The sequence below is a fragment of the Prevotella sp. SGI.167 genome, assembly GCF_050313615.1.
Classification (GTDB): domain Bacteria; phylum Bacteroidota; class Bacteroidia; order Bacteroidales; family Bacteroidaceae; genus Prevotella.
The window spans coordinates 22,252-41,341 of record NZ_JBNPLT010000030.1; the positions used below are offsets into that span (position 1 = coordinate 22,252).

Consider the following 19,090-nt stretch of genomic DNA (forward strand, 5'->3'; position numbering starts at 1 on the left):
CGTGCCTTATTCTTTTTTCTCCGTGCCTTATTCTTTTTTCTCCGTGCCTTATTCTTTTTTCTCCGTGCCTTATTCTTTTTTCTCCGTGCCTTATTCTTTCTTCTCAGTGCCTTATTTTTTCTCCGTGCCTACTTAATCGCTTTCCCCGTTTGATAAGCTTTCCAGAAATCAGGAACACCGTAGCCGAAGACATTATCGGGATGCTGCTGGTTGTTGCCAGCCAATCTCACGAGCTTGATAATCTGCTTGGCAGTCTTGTGGGGGAGCGCCTGCCAGAGACAGGCCACCATGCCCGCAATCAGCGGAGAGGAGAACGAAGTACCGTTATCATTGATGATGCTTCCCCTGCCCGTAATCACCGCAGTAGGACTACCATACGCCATCACATCAGGCTTGATTCTTCCGTCAGCCGTAGGTCCTACGGCACTGAAAGCCGCATTCATCCCCATTTCGTTGATGCTTCCTACGGTAAGAATATCCTTTGCATCGGCAGGGAAATTAATCTTCTTCCAACTGCCCATACCGTCGTTTCCGGCAGAGTTGACGCAGACGATTCCCTTATCGGCACACATCGAAGCCGAACGCGAGATAAGGGCCGTATTTCCATCCTGCTCATAATAATGATGATTCATCTTCGTATCATCAAAACCATGATAACCCAGGGAGGAATTGATAATATCCACACCGCAGCTGTCAGCATATTCCGCAGCCTCAGCCCAGTAATCCTCCTCGGCAAGACTCTCCGTGCGCTCGTCCTCGCAACGCACCAGCAGATACTGCGCATCCGGAGCCACACCGATATAAACTTCAGGCAGATTGGCAGCCATCGTAGAGAGGACCATCGTTCCATGCTCCATCTCAGCGAAGACATTCTTGGATTCAGGCACCACGAAATCACGGATGCCTGCCAGATGAATGCCATGAAGCGCCGGAATCTTATCCACATTCATGAATCCACCGTCAAAGACAGCTATCATCAAGCCCTTGCCCCGATAGGCATTGGCATGGAGTTTCTCGCCATTCAGGGCTTTCAGCTGATCCTTAGCCGCACCGTATTCGCCGGAAGCATCGCTCGTCCAGTCGTTATTTCCCTTTCTAACAGAAGAACGCACACGCTGGGTAACGGAATCGGGCGCCTCAAAGACCTTCCGGGTCTGGGTGATGAAATCCAATCCCTCCAGTTTCCGCAGTTCCTTCTCTTTGTGGATGCGGACCAGCAGAGTATTGTTCCACTTGCTCTTGCCCACAATCTCAATGCCCGCATCGCTCACGGCCTGGAGATAGGCAGGAGCTACGGGCAGGTCGGTCACGTCGACGGGAAGCCCCTGACGCTTGCGGCGCTCTATGGAACGGGAAGAGAGAAACTCCTCCGGACGCTCTACGGAATAAGGCGTATTCATCAGATCCTTATCCTTGAGATAGAGACGATACATCATGCACTTGCCACCAGGGAAAGACACCATATCAGTCTCCGTGATGCGAGGCAATCGCATCAGTTGCTCAAAATTTGTAACCCTGTCATCGTGAGCCAGCAACGAAAGGGTGGTCATTAAGAATGCATAAAGCATTAAATATTTTTTCATCATTATAGGTCAATCCGGCATGATTCGCCGGTCGTCATTGTTTATTGTTATTGTTTATTCTAAAGTGCAAAAGTACAGAATTTGTACGAAAACTCCAAAAGAAAAGGGAAGTTTTTATCAGGAAATGCAAGTTTTTCTTATATGTATAATAAGGTATCAGATATTTTTTGTACTTTTGCAGACAAGTAGTCGACGCTGCTGCTTTCTGAAAGCAGCAGGCGATGGGCTATGAGGCAAAAAACAGATATAAATGGAAAATAAACAAGCGACATTAGAATTAGGTACAAAGCCGGTGGGCAAGCTGCTGGTTCAATACGCCTTGCCTGCTATGATTGCCATGACAGCCTCTTCGCTCTACAACATCGTAGACCGAGTATTCATCGGTCAGGGTGTGGGAGCCATGGCCATCTCAGGACTTGCCATCACCTTCCCCTTCATGAACCTCACCGCCGCCTTCGGAGCCGGTGTGGGCGTAGGAGCGTCTACTGCCATCAGCGTGAAGTTGGGACAAAAGGATTATGCCACAGCGCAGAACATTCTGGGTAACACGATTTCACTGAATCTCATCATCGGTATCGGACTGAGCATCATCTGTCTGCTCTTCCTCGACCCTATCCTGAGATTCTTCGGAGCCAGCGACCAGACGCTCACCTATGCGCATGAGTATATGGTCATCATTCTGCTGGGCAATGTAGTGAGCCACATGTATTTCGGCATGAACTCCCTGCTCCGAGTGGCGAGCAAGCCGAAGCAGGCGATGTACGCCACCATCTTCACGGTGGTAATGAACGTGATATTGGATGCGCTCTTCATCCTCGTCTTCAAATGGGGAATACAGGGAGCCGCCATCGCCACCATCCTTTCGCAGCTGATGGCACTGTGCTGGCAGTTCAAGCTCTTCAGCAACAAGAACGAGCTGCTCTACATGAAGAAAGGCATCTATAAACTGAAGAGAAAGCTCGTGGACAAAATCCTTTCCATCGGCATTTCGCCCTTCCTGATGAACGTATGCGCCTGCATCATCGTTATCTTCATCAACAACCAGCTGGTAAGATTCGGAGGCGACCTCTCTGTGGGTGCCTACGGAATAGCCAACGGTATTGCGATGGTGTTCGTGATGTTTGTGTTCGGCGTTAACCAGGGAATGCAGCCTATTGCAGGCTACAACTATGGAGCCCAGAAACTGGACCGACTGATGCGCGTACTGAACCTGAGCATCATTGCCGCCACCGCCATCATGGTGGTAGGATGGCTGATAGCGATGTTCCTGCCTTACTACTGCGCAAGAATGTTCACGACCGATAAGCAGCTGATAGACCTGGGCATCAAGGCAATCAGAGTGGTGATGTTCTGCTTCCCGGTCATCGGTTTCCAGATGGTTATCACCAACTTCTTCCAGTGCATCGGAAAGGTGAAGATAAGCATCTTCCTCTCACTCTCGAGACAGTTGCTCATTCTCCTGCCGCTCCTGGCTTTCCTGCCGATGATCTGGGGTATTGACGGTGTATGGTACAGTATGCCTATCTCCGACTTCTCAGCCGCAGTCATCGCTGCCATCGTGATGGTGTGGTACATGAACAAGTTGAAAAGACAACATAGAGAAAACATGAAAGTTAACAGTTAACAGTTAACAGCTAAAATTTTATACTTATGACCAAGATTATCATAAACGTGGGTCGCCAGATAGGAAGCGGCGGCCATATCATCGCCGAGAAGCTGGCGGAAGAATTCGGTTGCAAATGCTACGACCGTGAGCTGCTGAACCTGGCAGCCAAGGAGAGCGGATTCTCCGAGAAATTCTTCGAGCAGAACGATGAGCAGAAGGGATTCTTCAAGTCTCTCTTCCATACTCATCTGCCATTCCTTAGCGATAACAACTTTTATCACAACGACTTCTCACAGGAAGGCTTATATAAATTCCAGAGCGACGCCATCAAGAAGGCTGCCGATCAGGGCAACTGCGTTTTCGTGGGCAGAACCGCCGATTATGTGCTCCGTGACTACAAGAATGTAATCAACATCTTCATCACAGCCAATATCAACGACCGCATCAAGGCAGTCTGCAAGCGAAAGGACATCGACAGAGCCTCCGCTCGCAAGTTTATCGAAAGCCACGAGGAGCAGCGCGCCTCTTACTACGATTACTATACAGGCAAGAAGTGGGGCCACAGCGAAAGCTACGACCTCTGCATCAACAGCAGCCATCTGGGAATCGAAGAGACAGCCAAGTTTATTGCAGAATTCATCAGAAAGAAATTTAACTTATAATATAATGAAGAAGATTATGCTTTTGGGCTCAGGCGAACTGGGCAAAGAGTTTACCATCGCCGCAAAGCGAGCAGGACAGTATGTCATCGCTTGCGACAAGTATGACAATGCACCAGCCATGCAGGTAGCCGACGAGCGAGAAGTGTTCTCAATGCTCGATGGCGACGCATTGACCGCAGTGGTAGAGAAACATCACCCAGACATCATCGTGCCTGAGATTGAAGCTATCCGCACCGAGCGACTCTTCGACTTCGAGAAGGAGGGCATTCAGATTGTACCTTCTGCCCGTGCCGTGAACTACACCATGAACCGCCGTGCCATCCGCGACCTGGCTGCCAAGGAACTGGGTCTGCGCACAGCCAAGTATTTCTACGCAAAGACCTTCGAGGAGTTCAAGAACGCAGCCGACGAAATCGGCTTCCCATGCGTAGTGAAGCCTCTGATGAGTTCAAGCGGTCATGGACAGAGCTATGTTCACAACGACGATGAGCTGAAGGAGGCTTACAAGGAGGCAATGGAAGAAGGTCGCGGTGACGTGAAGGAAGTTATCATCGAGGAATTCATCGACTTCGATTCAGAGTTCACCCTCCTCACCATCACCCAGAAGAATGGCCCTACCCTCTTCTGCCCACCTATCGGCCATGTACAGAAAGGCGGTGACTACCGAGAGAGCTGGCAGCCATTCCAGATTCCTGAGGAGGCTTTGAAGAAGGCTGAGCACATCGCAGGCGAAGTGACCAAGGCTTTGACCGGTGCCGGCCTCTGGGGCGTAGAGTTCTTCCTGAGCAAGCAGGGAGAGGTTATCTTCTCTGAGCTGAGTCCTCGTCCACACGATACAGGTATGGTTACTCTCGGTCACACTACCAACCTGAGCGAGTTTGAGCTCCACTTCCGTGCCGTGATGGGCTTGCCTATCGCCGGAATCCACCTGGAGCACGTAGGCTGTTCTGCCGTCATCCTCTCACCGGAAGAGAGCACAGAGCCATTGAACTACAACATGCTCGATGCCCTGAAGGAAGACCACACCCGCATCCGCATCTTCGGTAAGCCAGAGGCTCACGTGGGTCGCCGCATGGGTGTCGTTCTCTGCTACGGCGAGAAGGGCGATGACCTCAACCAGCTCCGCGACAAGGCAAAGCGCCTGGCAAAGACCGTATTGGGTACCGACCCTTATATGAAGAAATAAACAATACATATAATATATAATAGGTACAGGAAATGGGGAAACTTCTGTTTTCTGTATCTATTATTTCCTTAGACGAATGAAAGAAATCGGAAAAATCATCGATCTACCCCTGGAAACAACTTCTACCGGTGAATTCGTATCTATTGACGACAAGAAGCAGCAGATTCCCTTCCGGGTGAAACGGGCCTACTGGATATATGGAGTGCCTCAGGGAGAAAACCGGGGTGGACATGCTCACAAGCAGCTCCGACAGGTAATCATTGCTGCCAAAGGCTCCTTTACGGTCAATCTGGACGATGGACACGAGAAGAAGCAATACCATCTGACCCGTCCCGACCAAGGCTTGTTTCTGGATACGGAAATCTGGCGTACCCTCGACAACTTCTCGCCAGGAGCTGTCTGCCTTGTACTCGCCTCAGAGCCTTACGATGCCGATGATTATCTATATGAATATGAAGAGTTCCTGGATTACATCTCTTCCCGAAAGAGATAATCCGAGAATCCTATTTAATCCACTACAGGAATGATAACTGTCAAAAGATACACCCCAGAAAACCATCAGACTTGGAATGAATTCGTAAAGCAATCCCGACAGGGAACCTTCCTGTTTGATAGAAACTATATGGATTATCATCAGGACCGATTTCACGACCATTCCCTGATGATTTATTATAAGGACAAGCTCTATGCCCTGCTGCCAGCCAACGAGGTGGGTTCTGATTCCGGCAATAAGGTGGGTTCTGATTCTGACATTGAGATTTCTCTAAAAGAACTGGTTTCCCATCAGGGACTTACGTATGGCGGTCTGCTCACCTGCAACAAGATGACAGCAGCGCTTACCTGCGAAACCTTCGAAGCCATCGGAAACTATCTGAAGCAGGAAGGCTTTTCGAAACTCACCTATAAGGCAATCCCTTGGATTTATCACAAGATTCCATCCGAGGAAGATCTCTATGCCCTTATCCACACAGGCAAGGCTAGCCTCAGCACCAGGGAAATATCCACCACCATTCCGCTGCAGAACAAGCTCAGATTCTCTGAACAGAGAAGAAGAGGAATCAGAAAGGCAAAGAGAAACCAGCTCATCATCAGACAAAGTACCCCCGAAGATGTACTTGCCTTCTGGAACATCCTCAACAACAATCTGCAGCAGAAATATCATACCCGCCCCGTACACAGCAACGAGGAACTGCAGCTCCTGATGAGCCGTTTTCCGGAAAACATCATCGGCTATTCTGTTCTCAAGGACGAGGAAGTCATTGCAGGAACCATCCTCTTCATCACTCCACAAGTAATACACACCCAATACATCGGTGCTTCAGAAAAGGGGAAGGAAGAGGGAGCCCTGGACCTGCTCTTCGATTACGTCATCAACCAGAAGAAATGGAACGCCCCATTCATCGATTTCGGTAAATCGACCGAAGACAGAGGAAACTACCTCAATGCCAACCTCATCCACCAGAAGGAAGGTTTCGGAGGAAGAGGAGTGGTTTATGATACGTATGAATGGAGATTATAAGAAAATATAAATCCCGAAATTCCACATCAGGAACTTCGGGATTTGTCTATAGAGTTAACAGGTTAACAGTTAACACCTGTTTTTTGCATACTTACCTACTATTATACTTTATTTATAAATGCAGCATTCTGCCTCTTACAAGAGTATAACAGTCACACCACGAGCAGCCTGCGCACCCATAACCAATGCCTGCTCAATATCGGCAGTCTTGGAAGGACCACTGATGAAAGTACCGAAATTATACTTCGGATCCATCTCAATACGGGCATAAGCCTCATGCATATTGTTCACAATCTTGGATTTTTCGAGGAAAATCACAAGATATTCCGAGATGAAAAGCACCGCTTTCTCCTTCATGGTCTGAGGAATCCAGACGCAACCGTTCTCAGCCACGCCCACTTCACCACGAACAATACCCACATCGGTACCATTCAGGTCGTTGGCCTCAGCCACGGTATCAGGATTCTTCTGCGCCATGGTAATCTCAGGCAGATGAGAAGCAAAGACCTTGGCTTCCGGATAAGCCTTCTTCACCAGCTCATCCAGGCTCTCGCCTTCCTTCGCCTCTATCACGTGTCCACCCACAGACTCAGTCATCTCAATAAACTGCTTCAAGGTATCCTCATACTGGATTCCCTTGACATCTACGGCAGGCATATCGAATTGAACGTGCGTATTCTTACGCAACTTGTTCAGGAAATCTTCTTTATTCATTGATATTTGAACTTTGAACTTTGAACTTTATGATCAGTAAAGCCGTTGAATTCTTCACTCTTCGTTCTTCACTCTTCACTTAAATCACTTCACCTTTCCTTCTTTCCAAAGTTGATGGAAACTCTTCTTTGCAAACTCAGGCATGGCGTGACCGATACCCCAGGCATTCCAGTGGCTGAAGTGCGTGCAGCACTCTGGAACCAGATTGACAAGCGGAGCAAACTTCAGGGCGGTAGTGTAGAGCGCAGGACGATCGAAGAGATATTTCATACCATTCGACATCGCCTTCTTCACAGAATCTGCCTTGCCCAACTTGTCCAGGCTCTGGCGCCAAGCGTAAATCTGAGAACCAGGGCCCACCTTGGAAGGACATACATTGTCGCAAGACAAGCACAAGGTACATGCCGAAACATTGTCGCTGTACTTCTGAGGATTCTTCAGCATACCCAGGTTCACACCTATAGGACCCGGAATGAAATAGGTGTAACTGTAACCACCCGAACGGCGATAAACCGGACAGGTGTTCATGCAGGCTCCGCAGCGCATGCACTTCAAGGTCTGCCAGTGGTCCTTGTCGGCGAGAATATCGCTTCTGCCGTTATCCACCAAAACCACATGCATCTCGGCACCCGGACGAGCCTGACGGAAATGAGAAGTATAGGTAGTGGTAGGCTGACCGGTTCCACAGCGGCAGAGCAGGCGCTGGAATACAGCCAGTGACTTATAGTCAGGAACCAGCTTCTCGATACCCATCGCTACGATATGGAGCTTAGGCATGGAAGTGGTCATATCGGCATTACCCTCGTTGGTGCAGACCACACAATCGCCGGTAGCAGCCACACCGAAGTTACAGCCGGTCATACCTGCTCCAGCTTCCATAAACTGGTCTCGGAGATGATGACGGGCACAGCGGGTCAGGTAAGTAGGATCGTAGTTTCCGATTTCCTTGGAGATTCCCTTCTCCTCGAACATCTTTCCCACTTCCTCACGCTTCAGGTGGATGGCAGGCATCACGATATGGCTAGGCTTCTGACCCAGAAGCTGGATGATACGCTCACCCAGGTCGGTCTCCACCACGTCAATGCCGTGCTGCTCCAGATAAGGATTCATCTCGCACTCCTCGGTGAGCATCGACTTCGACTTCACCATCTTCTTCACGTTATGGTCTTTCAGAATACCGAGCACAATCTCGTTGAACTCCTGCGCATCCTTTGCCCAGTGCACCTTCACCCCACGGCTCTCCAGGTTCTTGGAAAACATATCGAGGTAATCGGCAAGATGGGTGATGGTGTGCATCTTGATTTCAGACGCATGCTCGCGGAGGTCTTCCCACTCAGGAAGTTCCTGCGCCATCTTATCTCTCTTCTGACGAACAGACCAGAAGGTAGCATCGTGCCAGGTGGTCTTCTCTACGTTCTGCGTAAACTTCGCAGCTCTTTTGGAATGTTCTGTACTCATAGTCCTGCAGCTAAAATTTGAACAACATGGATAAACTTGATCGGCATATTCTCCTTCTTGGCAATACCAGCCATATGCATCAGGCAGGAAGAATCCGGTCCGGTAACATATTCGGCACCCGTAGCCATGTGACGCTTGATCTTGTCCTCGCCCATACGGGTAGAAACGGCAGGCTCCTCGATAGAGAACATACCACCGAATCCGCAGCACTCATCCTTGCGCTCCGGTTCGTGGATGGTAATACCTTCCACCATATTCAACAGGTCGATAATCTTATTGAATGGCTTGATGTGTCGCTCAGAAGGAGACGACAATCCAAGCTCGCGCACACCATGGCAACTGTTGTGCACACTGACCTCATGCGGGAATTTGCCAGGCACATGATCAACCTTCAGCACATCGTGAAGGAACTCCACAACGTCCATAATCTTTTTAGAGGAAACACACTCGTGCTTACCCTCAAGAATCTTAGGGTAATACACCTTCACGTAAGCAGCACATGATGCAGAAGGAGCTACGATGTAATCGTAATCCTTGAACAGTTCATCAAATGTCTCTATGACCTTCTCCGACTTGTCCTGAAAACCAGCGTTTGCCATTGGCTGACCGCAGCAAGTCTGTTTTTCGGGATAACCCACGTCTAGTCCGTAATGCTTAAGCAACTTGTATGTAGCCACACCCGCTTCAGGGTATAAGGCATCTACATAGCAAGGGACGAATAATCCGACTTTCATTGTTGTATATTTATCTTGTTTGCTATTTTTTATTCTTTTTCTACATGACCAAAAGTCGCTGCAAAAGTAACAAAATAATTGCAAAAATACGACATTCTAGAGAAGAAATAATAATAATTGATGTTATTTAACTGTAAAGATTTGCAGAAAATTTGGAATAATCAAATAAATAGCGTAACTTTGCAACTCGAAATAGTGTGTCTACCATTTGTGAACTAACGCAAATACAGTTTAGTTGCTAAAAACATAAATAATAAGACATATAAAGAACAAACTTATAGTTATATAACATGAAGAAGAAACAGCTTAAGAAAGTCCTCGTACTAGGTTCTGGTGCTTTGAAGATTGGCCAGGCAGGTGAGTTTGACTATTCCGGTTCGCAGGCTCTCAAGGCCTTGCGCGAGGAGGGTATTAGTTCCGTCCTCATTAATCCAAATGTTGCTACAATTCAGACAAGTGAAGGTATTGCTGACAGGGTTTATTTCTTGCCGGTGACACCTTTTTTTGTAACTGAAATTATCAAGAAGGAGCGCCCTGACGGCATTATGCTCGCTTGGGGTGGACAGACTGGTTTGAACGTTGGTACAGAACTTTACCTCAACGGTGTGCTCAAGGAGTACGGTGTGGATGTGTTGGGTACTTCGGTAGAGGCAATCATGAACACAGAAGACCGCGACCTCTTCGTAAAGGAGCTCAACAAGGTTGACCTCAAGGTTCCAGTAAGCCACGCTTGCGAGAACATGGAGGAGGCTGTGGCTGCGGCACGCAACATCGGCTACCCTATCATGATCCGTTCTGCCTATGCGCTGGGTGGTCTCGGTTCTGGTGTCTGCAAGACTGAAGAGGAGTTCAAGGAGATTGCTGAATCTGCCTTCACTTTCGCACCTCAGGTGCTCGTTGAGGAGAGCCTGAAGGGATGGAAGGAGATTGAGTTCGAATGCATCCGTGATGCCAACGACCGTTGCTTCACCGTTGCCTCTATGGAAAACTTCGACCCACTCGGTATCCACACTGGTGAGTCTATCGTAGTGGCTCCTACCTGTTCTCTTACCGACGAGCAGGTGAAGATGTTGCAGGACATCGCCGTGAAGTGTGTCCGTCACCTCAACATCGTGGGTGAGTGCAACATCCAGTATGCTTTCAATGCTGAGACCAACGACTATCGTATCATCGAGATCAACGCTCGCTTGAGCCGTTCTTCTGCCCTCGCTTCTAAGGCTACAGGTTATCCGCTCGCCTTCGTTGCAGCTAAGATTGCCCTCGGTTATACACTCGACCAGATTGGCGAGATGGGTACTCCTAACTCAGCTTATGTGGCTCCATCACTCGACTATATGATCTGTAAGATTCCTCGATGGGACCTTACCAAGTTTGCCGGTGTAAGCCGCAAGATTGGTTCTTCCATGAAGTCTGTAGGCGAAATCATGTCTATCGGCCGCTCATTCGAGGAGATGCTCCAGAAGGGTCTCCGTATGATTGGTCAGGGAATGCACGGTTTCGTTGGCAACGACCACACCAAGTTCGATAACCTGGATGAGGAGCTTTCCAACCCTACCGACCTACGTATCTTCGCCATCGCCCAGGCTTTGGAGGAAGGCTACACCATCGAGCGCATCGAGGAGCTGACAAAGATTGACCCTTGGTTTATCGAGCGTATGAAGAATATCGTAGATTACAAGCACAAGCTTTCTGAATATAATACTCTGGAGGAGATTCCTGCCGAGGTATTGCGCGAGGCTAAGGTATTGGGCTTCTCTGACTTCCAGATTGGCCGCTTCGTATTGAAGACCAAAGATACCAACATGGAGAAGGAAGTGCTCACAGTTCGTGCTCTGCGTAAGAAGCTGAACATTCTTCCTGCCGTAAAGCGCATCCCTACTGTGGCAAGCGAGCATCCTGACCTCACCAACTATCTCTACATGACTTACGCCGTAGAGGGTTACGACATCAACTACTACAAGAACGAGAAGTCTGTCATCGTTCTCGGTTCGGGTGCTTACCGCATCGGTTCTTCTGTAGAGTTCGACTGGTGTTCAGTAAACGCCATCAACACAGCCCGCAAGTTGGGTTACAAGTCAATCATGATCAACTACAATCCGGAGACCGTATCTACCGACTACGATATGTGCGACCGTCTCTACTTCGATGAGCTTTCATTCGAGCGTGTACTCGATGTCATCGACCTGGAGTCACCACGTGGTGTGATTGTTTCAGTAGGTGGTCAGATTCCAAACAACCTGGCTATGAAGCTCCATCGCCAGTCTGTGCCAATCCTGGGTACATCTCCTGTCAACATCGACCGTGCAGAGAACCGCGGTAAGTTCTCTGCCATGCTCGATAAGCTCGGCATCGACCAGCCTAAGTGGAGCGCCCTCACCTCTATGGAGGATGTTCAGAAGTTCATCGACGAGGTAGGCTATCCTGTTCTCGTTCGTCCATCTTACGTTCTTTCCGGTGCAGCCATGAACGTTTGTCACGATGATGATGAGCTGCGTCGCTTCCTGGAGGCAGCTTCTGAGGTTTCTAAGGAGTACCCAGTGGTTATCTCTCAGTTCATGACAGAGACCAATGAAATCGAGTTCGACGGTGTGGCTCAGAACGGTGAGATTGTAGAGTATGGTATTTCAGAGCACGTAGAGTATGCTGGTGTTCACTCTGGTGACGCAACCATGACCTTCCCTGCCCAGCAGATTTCCTTCGCTACAGCCCGTCAGATCAAGAAGATTTCACGTGCCATTGCCAAGGAGCTCAACATCTCTGGTCCTTTCAATATCCAGTACCTGGCTAAGGGTCGCGATGTGAAGGTAATCGAGTGTAACCTCCGTGCATCCCGCTCATTCCCATTCGTGAGCAAGGTATTGAAGCGCAACTTCATCGAGACGGCTACCCGCATCATGCTCGACGCTCCATACCAGAAGCCGGATAAGTCTGCCTTCGATATCGACCGCATGGGTGTGAAGGCTTCACAGTTCTCATTCGCCCGTTTGCAGAACGCCGACCCTGTTTTGGGTGTAGATATGAGTTCTACCGGTGAGGTAGGTTGTATGGGTGATACTTTCGAGGAGGCATTGCTCAACTCATTGATTGCCACCGGCTACAAGATTCCTTCAAAGGATAAGGGCATCATGCTTTCAAGCGGTGGTGCGAAGGAGAAGGCTTCTCTGCTCGATGCAGCCCAGGCACTGGTGAAGAACGGTTACACCATCTACGCTACAGCCGGCACAGCGAAGTTCCTGAACGAGAACAACGTGAAGGCTACAGCCGTAGGATGGCCTGATGAGGACCACAAGGATATCCCTAACGTGATGCAGATGATTGCCGACCACAAGTTCGACCTCATCGTCAACATCCCTAAGAATCACACCAAGCGTGAGTTGACCAATGGTTACAGAATCCGTCGTGGTGCCATCGACCACAACATTCCTCTGTTCACCAATGCCCGTCTGGCTTCCGCCTTCATCGAGGCATTCTGCACATTGAGCCAGGACCAGCTTCAGATTAAGAGCTGGCAGGAGTACGAGTAATCTCGTTGTTTTTTAGGCACGGATTACACGGATTACACGGATTTTTATGAGAGATGATTATCTCCGCTAGGCGTCCCGCCGGATTTGAAATCCGGCGTTAAAAAATGTCCTAACCTTTTTAGGCTCTGCGGATTTGAAATCCGCAGCAAAGGAGTATGCTTCTCCTTTTGTTGGGGGATTACAAATCCCCCGGTTTTAATAGGTCGAACATTTTTTGACGGCGGATTGCAAATCCGCCGGGACGCCATAATCTCACGCAAGGATTTACCCAAACGCCCTGAAAGGGCAGAATTTCCTAGCCCAGGGCAATCGTCCTGGGTTAGATAACAATCAGCAAAGTCGCCCTGTAAGGGCAAAAGCTTTGAAAACAAAAAGCTTTTGCTCTTACAGGGCTTTTTTATTCTCTACCATGAGAAAAAAAAGCCGAAATGATGGCTTTCTCATTATTTTATTGTACCTTTGCAAAGAGAAATTAGAATAAAGAATGATAGTTTGTATAGCAGAGAAACCGAGCGTGGCTAAGGACATCGCCCGAATCATCGGGGCTACCACGGCACGCGACGGTTATATGGAAGGTAATGGTTACCAAGTAACATGGACCTTCGGTCACCTTTGTGAGCTGAAGGAACCGGATGATTATACTCCGATGTGGAAACATTGGAGCCTTTCGGCGTTGCCGATGATTCCACAGCGCTTCGGCATCAAGCTCATCAACGATGAAGGCATCAAGAAGCAGTTTGCCACCATCGAGAAACTGATGCAGGCTGCCGACAGCATCATCAACTGCGGTGACGCCGGACAAGAAGGAGAGCTTATCCAGAGATGGGTGATGCAGAAGGCGCAGGCAAAATGCCCCGTCAAGAGACTGTGGATTTCATCCATGACCGATGAAGCCATCAAGCAGGGATTCCAGGAACTGAAAGACCAGGGGGAATATCAGTCGCTCTATCTTGCCGGACTTTCCCGTGCCATCGGTGACTGGATTCTCGGCATGAACGCCACCCGACTTTATACATTGAAATACGGTCAGAACAAACAGGTGCTCAGCATCGGCCGGGTGCAGACCCCTACCCTTGCCCTGATCGTAAACCGCCAGAAGGAAATCGACAACTTCGTTTCCGAACCTTACTGGGTACTCGCCACCATCTACCGCGACACCCAGTTTACGGCAACCAGCGGCAAGTTTACCAGCAAGGAGGAAGGAGAGAAAGCATTCAGTACCATCGCCGGCAAACCCTTCACCGTCACAGATGTAAGCAAGAAGAAGGGAAACGAGGCGCCACCTCATCTCTACGACCTCACCTCGCTGCAGGTAGATTGCAACAAGAAGTTTGCTTACTCTGCCGATATCACGCTGAAACTCATCCAGAGTCTCTACGAGAAGAAGTACACCACTTATCCTCGTGTAGATACCCAGTTTCTGACAGACGATATCTATCCGAAATGTCCGCAGATTCTGAATGGTGTGAGTCAGGCAAAGATAGCCAGTCAGCAGAAATATCTGCCGCTCATCCAGCAGCTCGCAGCCACTGGCAAGAAGTTGCCGAAGAGCAAGAAGGTTTTCGATAACAGCAAGGTAACCGACCACCACGCCATCATCCCAACCGGTGTTCCGCCAACCGGACTCACCGATATGGAGGCGAATGTCTATGACCTCATCGCCAAGCGCTTCATCAGCGTGTTCTATCCGGACTGTAAATTCTCTACCACCACCGTATTGGGCGAAGTAATCAACGAAGATGGTCCAAAACCGGAAAAGATAGAGTTCAAGGTGAGCGGCAAGGAGATTCTCGAACCGGGCTGGCGAGTAGTCTATGCCAAGGATGCGAAGAATGCCGATGACGACGATGCATCAGATAACACCAACGGAAACAATGGCGGAAATGCAGGCGATGGAACCGGAAACGGTGCCAAGAAGGAAGTGGTAGAAGAAAGAACCCTCCCCTCTTTCGTGAAAGGCGAATCGGGAGATCATCAGCCTACACTGACAGAAAAATGGACCACGCCACCGAAGTATTATACCGAGGCAACCCTGCTCCGTGCGATGGAGACAGCGGGTAAATTCGTGGAAGACGAGGAACTTCGTGCAGCATTGAAGGAAAACGGAATCGGTCGCCCATCCTCCCGTGCCGGCATCATCGAGACCCTCTTCAAGCGCCACTATATCCGTCGCCAGCGCAAGAACCTGATGGCAACCCCTACAGGTATCGAACTCATCGACACCATCCACGAGGAACTCCTGAAGAGCTGCGAGCTGACCGGTATCTGGGAGAAAAAGCTCCGAGACATCGAGCACAAGACCTACGACCCTGCAGAATTTATCAACGGCTTGAAAGAACAGATCAATCAGATTGTCATCGATGTTCTATCGGATAACAGCAGCCGAAGAGTAACCATCATGACGGAGGAAGATCTCAAGAAAAAGCCAGCAAAGAAGAAAGCTACAGCAAAGAAGTCTCCAGCCGACCCAATGGTAGGCAAGCCATGTCCGCTCTGCGGAAAGGGCGTTATCATCAAGGGTAAGACCGCCTATGGTTGCAGCAACTGGAAATCAGGCTGTCAATATCGCCAGCCATTCTCGCAGATGTAATAAGATATAGCTCAAGTTCGCAAGTTCAGGAGTTAAAGAAGTTAAAGGAGTTATCGCTCCCTACGGTCGCTGAGGAGTTAAGACAATAGTCTTTTTGGCGAAGTTTTTAAGCTGAAAGACATACGTCTTAACTTCCTTAACTCCTTTAACTTCCTAATATGCGAAAGTTTAATCAATATGAAACAAATAAGACTTTATCAAATCATAACAGCACTCTGCTGCCTTCTTCTGATAAGCTGCGGCATTGACAGGAACCTGAAGAAGGGAGAGAAGTTCCTTTCTCTGGGCGAATACTACGATGCTGCCGACCAGTTCAAGCAGGCTTATACCAAAACTCCAGCCAAGGAAAGAGACAATCGAGGAAAGATTGCCTTGAAGATGGCTCGCTGTTATGAGAAGATCAATTCTACACCAAAGGCGATTGCCGCTTATCGCAATGCCATCCGTTACAACCAGGCATCATTGGACGACCGCCTGGCTTACGCCCGTGTGCTCTTGAAAAACGGTGAATACAAACAGGCAGAAAAAGAATTCAGAATCCTCGTAGATTCCATGCCCGACAATGTCCTTGCCAAAAACGGATTGAAATCTGCACAGAAGGCTCCCATCTGGAAGAAAGAAGGAAGCCGATACAAAATAAAGAAGATGGACGTATTCAACTCCAGAAGAGACGACTATTCACCCATGCTCCTGGGCGATGAATACGACCAGCTCTATTTCACCTCTACCCGGAATGAGGCAGAAGGTGATGAACTCAGTGGAATCACCGGCACCAAAGCCGGCGACATCTTCTTGTCAGAAAAAGACGATAGGGGAAAATGGAGCAAACCCGAAGCCATTGGTGGTGGACTTAATACCGCCTATGACGAAGGAGCCTGTTGCTTCACTCCTGACGGAAAGGAAATGTATCTTACCCAGTGCACCACCGACCCGTCCTCTCCCCGCTATGCTCAGATAGTAACCTCCTCTCGCTCGGATGCAGCTTGGGGCAAGACATCCCAACTGCAAATAACGAGAGATACGCTGAGCAGCTATGCCCATCCAGCCATCAGTCCCGATGGCGAATGGCTCTATTTCGTATCAGACATGCCGGGAGGTGTAGGCGGTCTTGACATTTGGCGTATCCGTCTTACGGCTGCCGGTCTTGGCGGTGTAGAGAATCTCGGTGAACCCATCAACACACCGGGCGACGAGATGTTCCCTACCTTCCGTCCCAATGGCGACTTTTACTTCAGTAGCAATGGCCATGTAGGCATGGGCGGTCTCGACATTTTTATCGCCAAAGTAGACAAGAAGACTCGCAGATACAAGCTGGAGCATCCGGGTTATCCGCTCAATTCAGAAGCAGATGATTTCGGAATGACATTCGAGGGGCCACACAACCGTGGTTTCTTCTCATCCAACAGAAGGGACGGCCGAGGCTACGACCACATCTATTCATTCGAGAACCCGGAGATAGTCACCACGATGAAGGGTTGGGTCTACGAGATGGACGGCTATGAACTGCCAGCAGCCCAAGTGATGGTGGTAGGTAATGACGGAACCTACAAGAAATTGCCGGTGAAGAGCGATGGTTCCTTCTCCATGGTTATCAACACGAAGGTAGATTATCTGGTAATGGCTTCCTGCAAGGGATTCCTCAATCATAAGGAGGAATTGAGAGTAGATACGGCTAAGGAGAGCAAGGAGTATGTACTCCAGTTCCCATTGGCTTCCATCACTGCCCCCGTACTCATCGACAACATCTTCTATGAGTTTGACAAAGCTACCTTGACGTCAGCCAGCACCAAGGCACTTGATAAACTCGTGGAATTGCTGAAGGAGAATCCAAACGTAACCATCGAGCTGAGTGCCCATTGCGATTACAAGGGAAATGCCGAATACAACAAGCGGTTGTCTCAGCGCCGTGCCCAGTCTGTAGTAGATTACCTGATAGCCCATGGCATCGAGAAGGAGCGCCTTACCCCAATGGGATATGGCAAGGAGCGACCAAAGAAGGTTCGCAAGAAGCTGACCGAGAAATATCCTTGGCTCAAGGAGGGCGACGAACTCACCCAGGAGTTTATCCTCAAGCAGAGCAAGGAGCATCAGGAAATCTGCAATCAGTTGAACCGCCGCACCGAGTTCATCGTACTTCGCACTACATACAATATGTTTGACGAGAAGGGCAACCTGAAGAATCCTCCGAAACCAAAGCCAAAGAAGGAAGAATCCAATGGCAACGGCTTCGATTTCGAATTTGATTTGGAATAAAAAGAACGGATATAGATAAGGCACGGATTACATGGATTGTAATCCGTGCCTAAAAACAGGAAAGAACATTTACCCTTTTACCTTTAAAAGATTGATTGTCTGTGTTTTTCCCGTGATGCCTGTTACCACGGCGATTCCATTGTCACGAATCTCCACCTTCTCATATTTGGCATCAACAATCACTTTTCCTTTCAATGTCATAACGCCCCAATGTCTGGGAACCTGTTCAAAGGCGCAATAGGCACCGACAGGTTGCGCTATACTGCAGTAGAGGGGTGGCACGATAACTTTACCATCTATCTTCACGCCCCATTTCTTTCCAGCTTGATACAATTCCACATGTCCTTCCTCTGACTTCTCATGCAAAAGAAGCATCTCGTTTGCTTCCATTTCCTTCTTTTGCAACATCGCCTCATGATAGTATTTCTTGCCAAGGCGAGGCATCACGACATTCAAATCTTCCTTCTCATTCTTTGGATTATTGCATCCTATATAGGTCTTCTTCAAATTTGAATCCACCAGGTAGTAGTCCTGCTTGCTGTCCATAACAACGATACAATCACCATACAGGACAGCACATAGCCAATACACATGTTCGTAATCATTACGCAAGAAACATACATTCCTGCTCTCTTCATTGCTCATGCGCATCTTCCCTTCATCACCCTCACAATAGTACCATACCTGACAACCGGGAGCAGAAGGTCTGAATCTGAATATCATATAATACCCATAATTCAGAAAATCATATTGTGAAGGACGATATGGCAGAGAAAAATTTTCTTGGGTTCGAGACATGAAGATGTCGTTATATTCTATAAACTCCCATCCTTTTATATTGACAACCTGGGGAGCCTCTGCTACGTTAGTGCCATCGTCGATGACAGCCTTTGCCAACAGGTCATAATAGCATTTCGCCTTTCTGCGAGGTCGGTAGAACAGGATGTTTCCGCTCAGTAGTTTCATGTCATAGTAATCGCCTGGCTCCAGTACCTGCTCTCCGTGTCGGTTCACTACTGTCATCTTTCCATCAGGCAGTTTGATGATGGCGAACTCCCCTTTGCTATCCACAAACTCACGATACTGTAGTGTTTGGAGCAATTCTTCATGGCTCATCACCATCATCATTTCCGAGTCTGGATGAATCCGAATACCGTCTTGTTCCTTGTTCATCAGGAAAAACTCTCTTTCCTTCGGAGTCTCCATTTTCTTGCCCACTTTCAGCTTTCCTTCGAACATAGCATTCCAGTTCCATACTTGA

Annotated in this window: 13 protein-coding genes; 8 read left to right on the forward strand and 5 right to left on the reverse strand. The window is 48.8% G+C overall.

Going from position 1 to position 19,090, the window contains the following annotated elements; all coding sequences use genetic code 11:
• Positions 1-128: 128 nt before the first annotated feature.
• Entirely contained in the window at positions 129-1,586 is a 1,458-nt protein-coding gene (locus ACQRBJ_RS12920; RefSeq protein ID WP_445303854.1) for a S8 family peptidase, read from the reverse strand.
• 247 nt (positions 1,587-1,833) lie between these two features.
• Here ACQRBJ_RS12920 and ACQRBJ_RS12925 point away from each other — a divergent pair, with 247 nt between their 5' ends.
• From ACQRBJ_RS12925 to ACQRBJ_RS12945, 5 genes are all read left to right on the forward strand, one after another.
• Entirely contained in the window at positions 1,834-3,207 is a 1,374-nt protein-coding gene (locus ACQRBJ_RS12925; protein WP_445303855.1) for an MATE family efflux transporter, read from the forward strand.
• A 26-nt stretch (positions 3,208-3,233) separates the two neighbouring features.
• Positions 3,234-3,851 carry a cytidylate kinase-like family protein gene (locus ACQRBJ_RS12930; RefSeq protein WP_295346419.1) on the forward strand — a complete coding sequence of 206 codons (618 nt, stop codon included), beginning with the start codon at positions 3,234-3,236 and terminating at the stop codon, positions 3,849-3,851.
• A 4-nt stretch (positions 3,852-3,855) separates the two neighbouring features.
• On the forward strand, positions 3,856-5,037 hold the full coding sequence (purT, locus tag ACQRBJ_RS12935; RefSeq protein WP_217761464.1) for a formate-dependent phosphoribosylglycinamide formyltransferase: 1,182 nt from the start codon (positions 3,856-3,858) through the stop codon (positions 5,035-5,037).
• 76 nt (positions 5,038-5,113) lie between these two features.
• Complete coding sequence (locus tag ACQRBJ_RS12940) at positions 5,114-5,530, forward strand: sugar 3,4-ketoisomerase (protein ID WP_294971634.1); 417 nt, start codon at positions 5,114-5,116, stop codon at positions 5,528-5,530.
• Between the two features lie 30 nt (positions 5,531-5,560).
• Positions 5,561-6,556, forward strand: coding sequence for a GNAT family N-acetyltransferase (locus tag ACQRBJ_RS12945; RefSeq protein WP_445303856.1), 996 nt, complete (start codon positions 5,561-5,563; stop codon positions 6,554-6,556).
• 135 nt (positions 6,557-6,691) lie between these two features.
• On the opposite strand, the gene ACQRBJ_RS12950 is transcribed toward ACQRBJ_RS12945, so the two are convergent.
• The 3 genes from ACQRBJ_RS12950 to ACQRBJ_RS12960 all read right to left on the reverse strand — a co-directional run bounded on the left by ACQRBJ_RS12950 (position 6,692) and on the right by ACQRBJ_RS12960 (position 9,462).
• A complete protein-coding gene (locus ACQRBJ_RS12950; protein ID WP_445303857.1) occupies positions 6,692-7,270 on the reverse strand; it encodes a LutC/YkgG family protein in 579 nt (192 codons plus the stop codon).
• 84 nt (positions 7,271-7,354) lie between these two features.
• A complete protein-coding gene (locus ACQRBJ_RS12955) occupies positions 7,355-8,728 on the reverse strand; it encodes a lactate utilization protein B (protein WP_294971629.1) in 1,374 nt (457 codons plus the stop codon).
• Positions 8,725-9,462 (reverse strand): (Fe-S)-binding protein, encoded by a 738-nt coding sequence (locus tag ACQRBJ_RS12960; protein ID WP_294971626.1) that lies wholly within the window; start codon positions 9,460-9,462, stop codon positions 8,725-8,727. Before ACQRBJ_RS12960 ends, ACQRBJ_RS12955 begins: the two co-directional genes overlap by 4 nt.
• A 290-nt stretch (positions 9,463-9,752) precedes the next feature.
• Between ACQRBJ_RS12960 and carB the strand changes: the two genes are divergently transcribed.
• From carB to ACQRBJ_RS12975, 3 genes are all read left to right on the forward strand, one after another.
• Positions 9,753-12,986, forward strand: coding sequence for a carbamoyl-phosphate synthase (glutamine-hydrolyzing) large subunit (gene carB, locus ACQRBJ_RS12965; protein WP_445303858.1), 3,234 nt, complete (start codon positions 9,753-9,755; stop codon positions 12,984-12,986).
• Between the two features lie 484 nt (positions 12,987-13,470).
• Positions 13,471-15,576 carry a DNA topoisomerase 3 gene (locus ACQRBJ_RS12970; RefSeq protein ID WP_445303859.1) on the forward strand — a complete coding sequence of 702 codons (2,106 nt, stop codon included), beginning with the start codon at positions 13,471-13,473 and terminating at the stop codon, positions 15,574-15,576.
• 177 nt (positions 15,577-15,753) lie between these two features.
• Entirely contained in the window at positions 15,754-17,829 is a 2,076-nt protein-coding gene (locus tag ACQRBJ_RS12975) for an OmpA family protein (protein ID WP_445303860.1), read from the forward strand.
• A gap of 69 nt (positions 17,830-17,898) precedes the next feature.
• Here ACQRBJ_RS12975 and ACQRBJ_RS12980 read toward each other — a convergent pair.
• A partial coding sequence (locus ACQRBJ_RS12980; RefSeq protein ID WP_445303861.1) for a WG repeat-containing protein occupies positions 17,899-19,090 on the reverse strand: 1,192 nt, incomplete at its 5' end.

Coding starts and splice junctions, on each gene's coding strand:
- ACQRBJ_RS12920 (WP_445303854.1), bottom strand. CDS start 1,586: ATGATGAAAAAATATTTAATGCTTTATGCATTCTTAATGACCACCCTT.
- ACQRBJ_RS12925 (WP_445303855.1), top strand. CDS start 1,834: ATGGAAAATAAACAAGCGACATTAGAATTAGGTACAAAGCCGGTGGGC.
- ACQRBJ_RS12930 (WP_295346419.1), top strand. CDS start 3,234: ATGACCAAGATTATCATAAACGTGGGTCGCCAGATAGGAAGCGGCGGC.
- purT (WP_217761464.1), top strand. CDS start 3,856: ATGAAGAAGATTATGCTTTTGGGCTCAGGCGAACTGGGCAAAGAGTTT.
- ACQRBJ_RS12940 (WP_294971634.1), top strand. CDS start 5,114: ATGAAAGAAATCGGAAAAATCATCGATCTACCCCTGGAAACAACTTCT.
- ACQRBJ_RS12945 (WP_445303856.1), top strand. CDS start 5,561: ATGATAACTGTCAAAAGATACACCCCAGAAAACCATCAGACTTGGAAT.
- ACQRBJ_RS12950 (WP_445303857.1), bottom strand. CDS start 7,270: ATGAATAAAGAAGATTTCCTGAACAAGTTGCGTAAGAATACGCACGTT.
- ACQRBJ_RS12955 (WP_294971629.1), bottom strand. CDS start 8,728: ATGAGTACAGAACATTCCAAAAGAGCTGCGAAGTTTACGCAGAACGTA.
- ACQRBJ_RS12960 (WP_294971626.1), bottom strand. CDS start 9,462: ATGAAAGTCGGATTATTCGTCCCTTGCTATGTAGATGCCTTATACCCT.
- carB (WP_445303858.1), top strand. CDS start 9,753: ATGAAGAAGAAACAGCTTAAGAAAGTCCTCGTACTAGGTTCTGGTGCT.
- ACQRBJ_RS12970 (WP_445303859.1), top strand. CDS start 13,471: ATGATAGTTTGTATAGCAGAGAAACCGAGCGTGGCTAAGGACATCGCC.
- ACQRBJ_RS12975 (WP_445303860.1), top strand. CDS start 15,754: ATGAAACAAATAAGACTTTATCAAATCATAACAGCACTCTGCTGCCTT.